11 protein-coding genes are annotated in these 12,253 nt (G+C 63.4%); 8 read left to right on the top strand and 3 right to left on the bottom strand.

The features are described from left to right. Positions 1 to 160: 160 nt before the first annotated feature. On the bottom strand, positions 161 to 499 hold the full coding sequence (locus tag CHB97_RS04030; protein ID WP_089286608.1) for a hypothetical protein: 339 nt from the start codon (positions 497 to 499) through the stop codon (positions 161 to 163). A gap of 195 nt (positions 500 to 694) precedes the next feature. Next, positions 695 to 1,132, bottom strand: a complete 438-nt coding sequence (locus CHB97_RS04025) for a DUF3618 domain-containing protein (RefSeq protein ID WP_160105535.1) — start codon at positions 1,130 to 1,132, stop codon at positions 695 to 697. A 189-nt stretch (positions 1,133 to 1,321) separates the two neighbouring features. On the opposite strand from CHB97_RS04025, the gene CHB97_RS04020 reads away from it, so the two are divergent. Beyond that, entirely contained in the window at positions 1,322 to 1,645 is a 324-nt protein-coding gene (locus CHB97_RS04020; RefSeq protein ID WP_143270695.1) for a PilZ domain-containing protein, read from the top strand. Between the two features lie 9 nt (positions 1,646 to 1,654). Further along, complete coding sequence (locus CHB97_RS04015) at positions 1,655 to 2,134, top strand: hypothetical protein (protein ID WP_089286605.1); 480 nt, start codon at positions 1,655 to 1,657, stop codon at positions 2,132 to 2,134. A gap of 13 nt (positions 2,135 to 2,147) precedes the next feature. Here CHB97_RS04015 and CHB97_RS04010 read toward each other — a convergent pair whose 3' ends face one another. Continuing rightward, positions 2,148 to 4,013, bottom strand: a complete 1,866-nt coding sequence (locus tag CHB97_RS04010; protein ID WP_160105533.1) for a PAS domain-containing protein — start codon at positions 4,011 to 4,013, stop codon at positions 2,148 to 2,150. 328 nt (positions 4,014 to 4,341) lie between these two features. Between CHB97_RS04010 and carB the strand changes: the two genes are divergently transcribed. From carB to CHB97_RS03980, 6 genes are all read left to right on the top strand, one after another. Continuing rightward, on the top strand, positions 4,342 to 7,626 hold the full coding sequence (carB, locus tag CHB97_RS04005; protein ID WP_089286603.1) for a carbamoyl-phosphate synthase large subunit: 3,285 nt from the start codon (positions 4,342 to 4,344) through the stop codon (positions 7,624 to 7,626). Positions 7,627 to 7,712: 86 nt separating this feature from the next. After that, a complete protein-coding gene (greA, locus tag CHB97_RS04000; RefSeq protein WP_089286602.1) occupies positions 7,713 to 8,186 on the top strand; it encodes a transcription elongation factor GreA in 474 nt (157 codons plus the stop codon). A gap of 140 nt (positions 8,187 to 8,326) precedes the next feature. Then, positions 8,327 to 8,725 carry a BlaI/MecI/CopY family transcriptional regulator gene (locus CHB97_RS03995; protein ID WP_089286601.1) on the top strand — a complete coding sequence of 133 codons (399 nt, stop codon included), beginning with the start codon at positions 8,327 to 8,329 and terminating at the stop codon, positions 8,723 to 8,725. After that, positions 8,722 to 10,335, top strand: coding sequence for a M56 family metallopeptidase (locus CHB97_RS03990; protein ID WP_089286600.1), 1,614 nt, complete (start codon positions 8,722 to 8,724; stop codon positions 10,333 to 10,335). The genes CHB97_RS03995 and CHB97_RS03990 overlap by 4 nt, the downstream gene beginning before the upstream one ends. Positions 10,336 to 10,628: 293 nt before the next feature. Then, entirely contained in the window at positions 10,629 to 11,717 is a 1,089-nt protein-coding gene (locus CHB97_RS03985) for an ATP-dependent 6-phosphofructokinase (RefSeq protein WP_089286599.1), read from the top strand. After that, positions 11,707 to 12,237, top strand: coding sequence for a TIGR02444 family protein (locus tag CHB97_RS03980; RefSeq protein ID WP_244559372.1), 531 nt, complete (start codon positions 11,707 to 11,709; stop codon positions 12,235 to 12,237). Before CHB97_RS03985 ends, CHB97_RS03980 begins: the two co-directional genes overlap by 11 nt. Positions 12,238 to 12,253 lie beyond the last annotated feature (16 nt).

The raw sequence follows: 12,253 nt of genomic DNA, 5'->3' as shown, positions 1-12,253 counted from the left end.
CATACGGAGTTGGTGAGCCGTCAACTCCGAAAAATTCCCCCTCTACGCAACACTATGCAACAAAATTCACTTAGTGTTTCAGAGTGGAAAGGCCATCAACTCCGAATGCTGGTCTGGGGCAACGCAATTGAAGATAACCAATGGATAACAGGCGGCAACCTCACTTATCAACGATATCCTTCAACGACTTGACTACCTCGGAAATCTCTTTCAACTGTGGAACCTTTTCGGCCAGGGTGGCCAAGGGGCCGGCGACGTAGGCGGTGGCGGTCAGGACGCTGCCAACGATCAAGGCGCTGCCGATCTTCACAAGTTTGGGGCGTGCCCCCTGGTACATATCCTTGGTCAAGGATCGCAGTTCCACCACCACCGCCTGGGCGGGGGGCTTGGACACTTTCAGCAAGACCAGCATGGCATCGCGCAGCATTTGCAGCAGACGGGCCAGCAGTTCCCGTTTTGCCTCCGGCGCCATCACCCAACCGGGCGCCGGCGTTACCATCCCACTGACGCCACAGCCAAGTGGCTTTCCATCCATGTTTGTTGATAAGCTTCTTATGCTTTTCCAGTCCCTTAACCGTCATTCCCGCCTTCGCGGAGAATGACGGCGGTGAGATCGCGAGGTTTCGAAAAGCACGACAACTTTTCAGATAGAGACTACGGCAGGGCAACAAAAGGGGAAGTTTCAGACACACCCCTACAACCGTCGCCCTTCTGCACCCTCCATCCCCGCATCGGCAAACACATGGGCGGCCATGGCGGCGGATTCATGGCTGGGCGTCAGGCCCAGGATCGTATCAGCGGTGGGGGCCACCGGACCGTCCGCCCCGGCTGGCGGGGCCGGCTGATCCGTGTGGGCGGTGCGGCGGGGGGCGGGCGGGCGGTGGCGGCTGAAATCCAGGGCCAGCCAGGCCAGACCCAACCCGATCATAAGCACAGGTACCGGGTTGCGCAGGGCCAGATCGGTCACCTCATCCACAATGGCGCGGGCCGGGCCGTTGCGCTGGAACAGGCCGAGCGCGCTATCCACCAGGGTTTCCGGTTGCAGCCGCCGCTCAATCTCCGCCGCCGCGCGGGTCATGCCGGCGCGGGCCTCTTCAATCTCCCGTTCGATAACATTGGTGCTGCCGGTCATCCTGATCCCCATTACTGCCATCGGGCCAGCCCCGTGCCGGCCCCTTGCAGCAACACCGATCAGCGCCGGAAGTTTCATGCGCGCGAGATTATGGCCCCACCCCATCCCTATGGACACGTATCGGCTTGTATCCTGAAAAGCCGAATTGGCTTAGACTAGCCTTTCAGGCTGCGGAGATCGCCGATGGGCATGTTTGACTTCCTTAAAATAAATGTCACGGAAAAGGTTTCCGTACCGAATTACACCGCCCATCTTCATATTGACGGCAAACAATTGTCCGTGGCCAACCTGGGCATCAGCAGCGTGACCGTCACCGGCACCAAATTGAAGGTGGGGCAAAGCGTCACTTTCGATCTCGCACTGAAGGACCCCAAGCAGAATCTGGCGCTGAAGGGGACCGGCACCGTCGCCACGGTTGATGGCAAGACGGCGAAGATCAACTTCACCAATCTACCCGATGCCAGTAAACAGGCGGTGGCGCGCTTCCTGGCGCGCTACATGATCAACCGCTGAGGTCTCTCCTTGCCAAAGCTGCTGCGCGCCCTGCTTTTCCTGCTGCTGGCGGGATTTGCCGCCTTGCCGGCCAGAGCGGAGATACAGCAGCGCCCGCGCCCACAGCCGGAAGGTGCCCTGGGGCGGCTGCCCTGGCAGAGCTGGCATAACGGGGCCATCGCGCCGCAGCGCCCGACCCCGCAATACCAACAGCGTATCGTCTTTGCCTTTGATAAACCGTCCGACACCCTGCTGACACCCAGCCGGGAACTGAGCCAGCTTTGCCGGCGGAACCTGTTCGTGCAGCAGATCAATCTGCATTACCGGGCCTTCGGACCGGGGGAACGGCCGATGGGGGTGGGATTCGGCTCCCTCTCCTTCAATATCTATGATCCGGGGCAAAAGCGCAGCCCGGACCGGGTTTATTTCTTCAAGGATCAGGATACGGGCCGCTGCGAGGTTTTCACCGCGCGGCTGGAGGATATCAGGCGCTATTTCATTCGCCCCTGATCCGGCCCCCGTTTCAACGGGCCAACGCCACCATATCCACCCCATCGCTGGCCAGCCGGAAGGCATCTTCCTCCCGCGGCACCTTTGTGATTAGCAGCCGCATCTTGCGCAGATGATAGGTGCGCAGCAGCCGTTGCAACCGCGCCCGGCCCGGCCCGTCCAGCGGCCCCAGCAATTCATAATCGATGGAAACAACGGACACGCGGGTGCCCAGCGGGTCCAGCACATGATCCACGCCATTCAGTTCAATGGCGATGCCTTTGCAGTGCGGCCCCAGAGTCTGCACCATGCCGGAAATGCGCGAACCGGCGGTGCCGGCCGGCATCTGCACCAGATGGAACATCAGCTGCCGGCGCAGCTCCACCGGCAGATTGCGCGATACCTCCACATAGCGGTCCAGCAGGCGCGGCAGCATCAGGTTTTCAAACCGTACCGGCATGATCAGCGTGGCATCGCGCTTGCCCGGCCGATGCCAGTCCATCGCCACCGACAGGGTGACCAGATCCGCCTCGAAGCTGACATTCAGATCATCGGCGATGGACATCAGGGCGCTGGCAATATCATCCCGCCAGGGGTGTGCCAGATCGGCAATATAGAAGGGAATCGGATAGCCTTCGGGCTGGGTCACCTGAATCGGGTCCAGCGTCGCCTTTTGCAAGGCGGTCTTCAACAGGCGGGATACCTGCTGGCGGCTTTCTTCGCGCCGTTGCGCCAGTTTGGCCAGCAGCACGTCGGCAATGCCGCCCTCGTCAAAGCCGTCATCCGCCACATCCACTTCAGCGGCAAAGCTTTCCACCTGGGCTTCCAGCGACGCGGTGCTGTTGCCCAGCAGGCGGTTGCGAATCTGCTGGGCGATCTCCCGCGCGCGGATCGACGCCTCCGCCTCCGGCAACTCGCCAAAAAAGATGACAAAGCTGTCATCGGCCGTGCGTTCCAGCATATCCTCCGCCCCCAGATGGCGGCGAATCACCCCCTCGGCAATGGCCAGTGCCTGCACGCGCACCTGCCCCCAGCGTTCCCCCAGGGCGGTGCGCACATCATCCAAGCCGATCAGTTGCAGGCGCCCGGCGATCAGCGGGCGCGAAGGATCGGCCGCCGCGCGGTCGGGCAACTCGCTCAGGCTGCCGCGCGGGCCGGACAGCATATCCTCCAGCGAGGCGCAGGTCAGCATCCGCAGCCGCCGGCCGCTGACCTGGCGCACCGGTTTGCCCTGAATTTCCACCTGGATCGGCTTGCCCCGGCCAGTCAGCAGGCGCAGGGCCCGCCGGCTCTCCTCATCGCTCTGCAGCGCTTCATGAAAGCGGGGGGACAGCGCCGGCCAGTCATCAATCGGCACCAGCACGGAAAAATGCTTGCCGGAGATTTCATCAATGGGGCGTTCGATCAGGCGCAGCATGGCCGGGTTCACCAGCACAATGCGCCCCTCATCGCTCAACATCAGCATCGGCAGGTCGATATTGCCGATAACGGCGCTCAACATCAGTTCGGAGGAGGCGCGCGCCTGCGCCAGCTTCTGGAATTCCCCATTATCGCGGGCGATTCCCAGGAATATAGGAACATCGTCGATGGTCCGCAGCCCCTGGCCGACCAGCCGCAGCGACACACGCCCGCCCCGGCGCATCAACCCAACCTCAATATCCAGCACCGATCCCTGATGCATCACCCGCATGATGGCCGGGCCGGGGTCGGGCTGCCCCTCCACCCGCTGCAGCAGGGCAGCCGACATATTCTCCATCCCCGCCGCATCCAGCCCAGCCAGGGCACCGAATGCATCATTGGCAAAGGCGACCACCAGCCGCCCGCCCTCATCGCGCAACACAAGCACGGGAAGCGGAAAGGAAGAAAAAAGATTGGCGATGCCGGTCAGGGACTCGATCAAGCACATCCCTCCACCGGGATTGAGTAAGAATACCAAGCGATCTAATTTTACGCGCTTTTACCGGAAGCAAAAGCCGATTTCGTGCAAGTTACCGTTGTAGGCAAGGAATTTCCTACTGCTGCGTGTAATTCCCCTTTTTGGACACGGCAAGGCCCATGCCTCCCGCCCCGCGCATCCCAGCGCCCCAAGCTCGGCACTTCACCAATGCGGCCGACCCCTCTATATAGGCGCCTCAGCTGGACGTCCCCCGCACCTGTAGTGGGTGTAAGGGGCGTTTTCGTGCGACCATATCGCCCTTCCCGCCCGTAAGACGACGGTCCGACTGAACATGCCGAAACGCACCGACATCAAATCCATCTGCATCATCGGCGCGGGGCCGATCATTATCGGCCAGGCCTGCGAATTCGATTATTCCGGCGTCCAGGCCTGTAAGGCGCTGAAGGAGGAAGGCTACCGGGTCATCCTCGTCAATTCCAACCCGGCCACCATCATGACCGATCCCGGTCTGGCCGACGCAACCTATATCGAGCCGATCACCCCGGCCATGGTTGCCAAGATCCTGGAGAAGGAGCGGCCCGACGCGCTGCTGCCCACCATGGGCGGCCAGACGGCGCTGAATACGGCGCTGACCCTGTTCCGCGACGGCACGCTGGACCGGCTGGGTGTGGAGATGATCGGCGCCAAGGCCGACGTCATCGAAAAGGCGGAAGACCGCCTGAAATTCCGCGACGCCATGGATAAGATCGGGCTGGAAAGCCCGCGCTCCCTGCTGGTGAAGACCTATGAGGAGGCGCTGGAGGGTCTGGCGTTCGTCGGCCTGCCCGCCATCATCCGCCCCAGCTTCACGCTGGCCGGCACCGGCGGCGGCATCGCCTATAACCGGGCGGAGTTTGAGGATATCGTGCGCGGCGGCCTGCGGGCCAGCCCGGTGCATGAGGTGCTGATCGAGGAGTCGGTCCTCGGTTGGAAGGAATATGAGATGGAAGTTGTGCGCGACAGCCGCGACAACTGCATCATCATCTGCGCCATCGAGAATATCGATCCGATGGGCGTGCATACCGGCGACAGCATCACCGTGGCCCCCGCCCTGACGCTGACCGACAAAGAATACCAGATCATGCGCAATGCCAGCCTGACGGTACTGCGCGAGATCGGTGTGGATACCGGCGGGTCGAACGTGCAGTTCGGCGTCAATCCCGATACCGGCCGCATGGTCGTGATCGAGATGAACCCCCGCGTGTCGCGCTCCTCCGCGCTGGCATCCAAGGCCACCGGCTTCCCGATCGCCAAGATCGCGGCCAAGCTGGCCGTCGGCTATACGCTGGATGAGCTGACCAACGATATTACCGGCACGACGCCGGCCAGCTTCGAGCCGACGATTGATTACGTCGTCACGAAGATGCCGCGCTTCGCGTTCGAGAAGTTCCCCGGCGCCGACACCACGCTGACCACCTCGATGAAGTCGGTCGGTGAGGCCATGTCCATCGGCCGCACCTTCGCCGAGTCGGTGCAAAAGGCCCTGCGGTCGATGGAAACCGGCCTGACCGGCTTCAATGAAGTGGACCTGACCGGCGGCAGCGGCGTGGTCGACCCGCTGAAGATCCGCGCCGCATTGTCGCGCCCCACCAGTGAACGGCTGCTGTATATCGCCCAGGCCTTCCGCCATGGCTTGACGGTGGATCAAGTGTTTGAGGCCTGCAAGGTCGATCCCTGGTTCCTGCGTCAGATCCAGGACATCGTTGCCGAGGAAGCCACCATCAAGGCGGCCGGGCTGGCCGGCCTGGATGCCGAGCGCTTCAACCGCATCAAGTCCATGGGTTTCAGCGATGCCCGCATCGCCGAGCTGACGGGCAGCAGCGAAGAGGCTGTGGCCGCCGCCCGCCGGGCCAAGGGCATCGTGCCGGTGTTCAAGCGCATCGACACCTGTGCCGCCGAGTTCGCCAGCCGCACGCCCTATATGTACTCGACATATGAAGGCAACGGGCTGGAGCCGGCGGAGTGCGAAAGCGCGCCGACGGACCGCAAGAAGGTCATCATCCTGGGTGGCGGGCCGAACCGTATCGGCCAGGGGATCGAGTTCGATTATTGCTGCGTCCATGCCGTCTATGCCCTGCAGGAAGCGGGCTATGAGACGATCATGGTCAACTGCAACCCGGAAACGGTTTCCACCGACTATGACACCGCCGACCGTCTGTATTTCGAGCCGCTGACGGCCGAAGACGTGATCGAACTGGTCCGCAAGGAGCAGCAGAATGGCGAGGTGCTGGGCCTGATCGTGCAGTTCGGCGGCCAGACCCCGCTGAAGCTGGCCCGCGATCTGGAAGCCGCCGGCATTCCCATCCTGGGCACCACGCCGGACGCCATCGATCTGGCCGAAGACCGGGAACGGTTCCAGCAGCTGCTGCACAAGCTGGACCTGCGCCAGCCGGCCAACGGCCTGGCCCGTTCGCTGGAAGAGGCGGTGGCGGTTGCCAACAAGATCGGCTTCCCCGTCGTCATCCGCCCCTCCTATGTGCTGGGCGGCCGGGCGATGGAAATCGTCCATGATATGGCCGGTCTGCACCGTTATATCGCCACCGCTGTGAAGGTCTCGGGCAAGAACCCGGTGCTGATTGACAGCTATCTGCAAGATGCCATCGAGGTGGATGTGGACGCCGTGGCCGATGCCACGGGTGCGGTCTATGTCGCCGGCATCATGGAGCATATCGAAGAAGCCGGTATTCATTCCGGTGACAGCGCCTGCGCCCTGCCGCCCTACACCCTGTCCAAGGCTGTGGTGGATGAACTGTCGGTCCAGGCGGTGAAGCTGGCCAAGGGGCTGAACGTTGTCGGCCTGATGAACATCCAGTTTGCGGTGAAGCAGTCTGCCGATGGTTCCGGCCCCGGCGGCTTCGACATCTACATCCTGGAAGTCAATCCGCGCGCCAGCCGCACGGTGCCGTTCGTGGCCAAGGCCACCGGCACGGCCATCGCCAAGGTGGCCGCCCGCGTCATGGCCGGGGAAAAGCTGGCGGACTTCAAGCTGAACGGCCCGTTCCCGCCGCACATGGCGGTGAAGGAAGCCGTGTTCCCGTTCAACCGTTTCCCCGGCGTCGACATCCTGCTGGGGCCGGAAATGCGTTCCACCGGCGAGGTGATGGGCCTGGACAAGAATTTTGCCATGGCCTTCGCCAAGAGCCAGCTGGGCGCCGGCGTCACCCTGCCGCGTGAAGGCACGGTGTTCATCTCCGTGCGGGAGCGCGACAAGCCGGCCATGGTGCCGGTGGCCCGCACCCTGGCCGGGTTGGGTTTCAAGATCATCGCCACCAAGGGTACCGCCAAGTTCCTGACCGATGCCGGCATCACGGTACGGGCAGTGAACAAGGTGCTGGAAGGCCAGCCCCATATTGTCGATGAAATGATCAATGGCGCGGTCCAACTGGTGTTCAACACTGTTGAAGGACCGCAGGCGATGTCTGACAGCTTCAGCTTGCGCCGCACGGCCCTGACCAATAACATCCCCTACTACACGACGGTGGCGGGTGCTGAGGCAGCGGTCGAAGCCATCTCAGGCCTGAAGACCGGCAATCTTGAAGTGGCTCCGCTTCAGTCCTATCTGAGCGGGTCTTACTAAGAAGGTTGGTCTGCGGTGCGGCCCCATGGCCGCACCGTCGGGGTTTTTTATTTCGGCGCCACCTAATCTCTTGGGAAAAAGGTACGATGGAAAAGGTTCCCATGACGGCCCGGGGGTATAACCGGCTGCAGGATGAGTTGAAGCACCTGAAGAGCGTTGAGCGGCCGGCGGTGATCAAGGCGATCGCCGAAGCCCGCGAACACGGCGATCTGTCGGAAAATGCCGAATATCATGCGGCCCGCGAGAAGCAGAGCTTCATCGAAGGCCGGGTGATGGAGCTGGAAGACAAGATCAGCCGCGCCGAGGTGATTGACCCCACCCGGCTTTCCGGCAATGCCGTGAAGTTCGGTGCCACCATCACCCTGGCTGACGAGGACACCGATGAAGAGGTGACCTATCAGATCGTCGGTCAGGATGAGAGCGACATCAAGCAGGGCCTGATCGCTATCACCAGCCCGCTGGCCCGCGCGCTGATCGGCAAGTCCGTCGGCGACAATGTGGAAGTCACCACCCCCGGCGGCTCCAAGAGCTACGAGGTTGTGGGGATCGCCTTCAAGTAAGGTACCCAAAAGGCACCCCTTTACCGGGGGAGTCAGCAAAAGCCCGCCCGGCAGCCCGCCGCGGCGGGCTTTTTGTTTTTCACCCCCCGCATGGAAACCGCTTGTCGCCTCACCCCTTTAATGCTACACACTGTAGCACTATGAACGATAGCACTACAGACAATCACAATCCGTCAGACCTGGGCGATCTCGAACGGGAGATCATGGACCTGGTCTGGCGACGTGGGCCGGTCAACGCTGATGCGGTGCGAGAGATGCTTAGCCGCCCGTTGAAGGAATCCACGGTTCGCACTGTCCTGAAACGGCTGGAGGAGAAAGGCTATCTCACCCATGACGTGGAAGGACGGACCTTCATCTATCGGGCCGCACAGGGGCGCGACCGGGTGGCGGCACGCGCCGTAAAGCGCATCGTCGACTGGTTTTGCGGTGGATCGGCAGAAGATGTCGTCGTCGGCATGGTGGAAACGGACATGCTGACGCCGGAGCAACTGCAAGCCCTGGCGGAAAAGATCGAACAAGCACGAAAACGGGGGAAATGATGCTGGCACTGCTGGCGGAGGCGGCCCTGCGGTCGGCTGTACTCATCGGGATGGCGTGGCTGGCCCTGCGCCTGCTGCGTATCACCAACCCTTTCACCCAGATGGCAGTCTGGGGCGGCGTGCTGGCAACATCGCTTGCCATGCCGCTGCTGATGCAGCTGGCCCCCGCAGATCGCTTGACCGTACCGCTGGACGGTATCCGGTTTTGGCTGCAGCCGGCGACACAGCTGGTCGCCCGGGCTGAACCGGCAGCCCAGGCAACCCTGACGGCCGCCAGCCCGCCCACCCTTGACATTGGCTGGTCCGATTTTGGACTGGGTCTCTATCTGCTGGTGGCCGGCACCCTGCTGCTGCGGCTGGCGCTTGGCACCCTTGCCGGCCTGCGGCTGCGGGCCCGGGCGCAGCGGCTGCGCTACGGATGGACGCAGCCGCAGGATATCCGGGTAAGCAAGGATATCACCGTACCGCTGACCATTGCCGGCACCATCCTGCTTCCCCCTGACTTTACGGGCTGGAGTGCTGCCACCCGCAAAGCCGTGCTGGCGCACGAAGCGTCGCATATCGAGCGGCACGATTACTACACGCTGCTTCTCTCCACCCTGCATCGGGCCCTGTTCTGGTTCAGCCCGGCCGCCTGGTGGCTCGACAACAGGCTGGCGCTGCTGGCGGAAGCCAATAGCGACACGGCCGCCCTTGAACAGATGGAGGATCACTTGACCTATGCCGAAATCCTGGTGGCCATGGCTGTAAAGGCCCGCCGCCTCCCCGCCGGTCTGGCCATGGCGCGGCCTGCCACCGTCACCGCCCGCGTCGAGCGTATCCTGCAGGGGGGCGCCCTGCCGCTGCGGATGAATGCCCGGCGCTGGGCGCTGGTGCTGGCCCTGCTGGCCCCCGCCAGCGTCATCAGTGCCGGCGCCACCGGCACGGACAAGGTTGATCCCGCCGTGGCAGCCCGCATGGCCGAGCAGGCCAAGCCGCGCACCGCCATCGCCCTGGCACCGGAAGCCATGGACAAGTTCACCGGCTATTATGAGACCCCGTTGATGGCCAACCGGCCGCTGAAAGTTTATCGGGAGGGCGATCATCTGCTGGCCCATGTCATCGGCCAGCCGGCAATGGCCTTCTATCCGGAAAGCCCGACCAGTTTCTTCTCCCGCGATCTGCCGGTTCAGGGCAGTTTTCAGGTGAATGGCCAAGGTATGGTCGGTGGCGTGGTGCTGCACCAGAATGGCCACGACCTGCCCGCCGCCCGTATTGACGATGCCCGCGGCAAGGCGCTGGAACAGGCCCTGGCGGAACGGGTCAAATCCAACAAGCCGCTGCCCGGCAGCGAGGCCGCCCTGCGCGCCCATATCGCCCAGATCAAGGCCGGCAAGATCGACCGCGACAGTCTGATGGCGGACAAGGCCGATGCCGTGATCTCCCTGCTGCCGAAGATCCAGGCGGCGATGCTGCCGCTGGGCGATCTGCAATCAGTACAGTTCAAGCGCGTCGATGAGGGCGGCATGGATGTCTACCGCGCCACCTATGCCCATGGCGTGCGCGATTGGTGGGTGCTGGTGACGCCGGAGGGCAAACTGGACAGCATGTGGTTCGGCCCCGCCTCCTGATCTCGAACGCTATTACACCAATCTCCCTTGATCGTGACCGATCCAGGGAGATTTCATGTTCCCTCAGGCGCCGGGCGGGCGCATCCGCGCCCTTGGCTCACGCCGCACGAGCGGCGGGCCAGCGGTCGCTGGCCTCCAATCCGCCTAAAGGTCAACCTTTAGGCGGATTGGTATAAAACAAAACCCGCCCGGCTTGCCTGTGGTGGGTTTTGCCATGCCGGATCAATGCCCCCGCTTGCCACCGCCCCCGCTTTCCTGGCACCTTGCCGGCAATGGATAAAAGCGAGGAAACAATGACCGGCAACAAGCGCATCGGCATCCTGACCAGCGGCGGCGACTGCGCCGGCCTGAACGCGGTGATCCGGGCCGCCGTCCACCGCGCCCAATATTATTGCTGGGAAGTGGTGGGGATCGAAGATGGCACCCAGGGGCTGCTGACCCGCCCGGTGCGCTATGTGAAGCTGGATACCAACATGGTGGATGGTGCGATGATGCGCCAGGGTGGCACCATTTTGGGCACCACCAACAAGGGTGATCCGTTCGCCTATCCCATGGCCGATGGAACCAAGAAGGATCGCAGCCAGGAAATTATCGGCGGCCTGCGCGAACTGGGCGTCGATGGGCTGATCGGTATTGGCGGCGATGGCTCCATGGCCATCCTGCGCCGGCTGGCCCAGCAGGGCGGGTTCAAGCTGATCGGCATTCCCAAGACCATCGATAATGATCTGGGCATCACCGAAACCTCGGTCGGGTTCGACACGGCAGTGGCCGTGGCGACGGAGGCGCTGGACCGGCTGCAGCCCACCGCCGCCAGCCATGACCGGGTGATGGTGCTGGAGGTGATGGGCCGCGATGCCGGGCATATCGCGCTTTCCGCCGGCATTGCCGGCGGGGCCGATGTGATCCTGCTGCCGGAACTGCGCTGGTCCGTCGCCGGTATCGCCGCGAAGATCCGCAAGGTGCAGGCCGGCGGGCGCAATTTCGCCCTGGTGGTGGTGTCGGAAGCCGTCAAAACCATGGAAGGGTCTGCCGCCCAGCAGGAATTCAGCGATGGACAGAAGCGCTATGGCGGCATCGGCAATTATGTCGGCCATCTGATCGCCGAGGCGACGGGGGCAGAAACCCGCGTCACCGTGCTGGGCCATGTGCAGCGCGGCTGCCCGCCCAGCTATCGTGACCGGTTGCTGGCCTCAGCCTTCGGTGTGGCGGCGGTGGATTTGCTGGCAGACGGCAAGTCCGACCGGCTGCTGGCCTGGTCCAACCGCTGCGTCATCGATATCCCGATCGAGGACGCCATCAAGACCTATGCCGCCGTCGATGTCGCCGGCACGCTGGTGAAGACGGCGCGCGGCCTTGGCATCTATGTCGGTGATGATGCCTGAGGATGACTGGCCGCCGGCCCCGATGGTCCCGGCGGCCTCCCCTGCCCCCTGGAACAGCCTGTGGGATTTCTCCCTGGCCGTTTACGCCGCCCCCGGCGTGGCGGAGGCCTGCCTGCGGGCGCAGGATCAATATGGGCTGGATGTGAACCTGATCCTGTGGGCCGCCTGGCTGGGCGCCAATGGCCATCGGCTGACCGGCCCCGAACTGGCCGCTGCCGCCAGCGCCACCGATGCCTGGCGGCGCGAGGTGGTGCAACCGCTGCGCGCCGTGCGCCGCCGGCTGAAAAACGGTCCCCCGCCCGCCCCCAACGCCGCCAGTACCGCCCTGCGGGAGCAGGTGCAGGCGGCGGAGCTGGAGGCCGAACGCCAGCAGCAGCAGATGCTGCAGGCATTTCCACCCCGGCAACGTCTTGAAGCGACACCGGAATTGGCACTGGCGGCCAATATCGCCCTGTTGCTGCCGGCCGGTAACCGCCGCGCGGTTACAGAAGCGTTACACGCGGCCATTTTCAACCCGTGAAGGGTGGTGTTAGGGT

Origin of the sequence: Azospirillum sp. RU38E (assembly GCF_900188385.1) — a bacterium.
GTDB lineage: Bacteria > Pseudomonadota > Alphaproteobacteria > Azospirillales > Azospirillaceae > Niveispirillum.
This window is presented reverse-complemented; position numbering and strand designations above follow the sequence as displayed.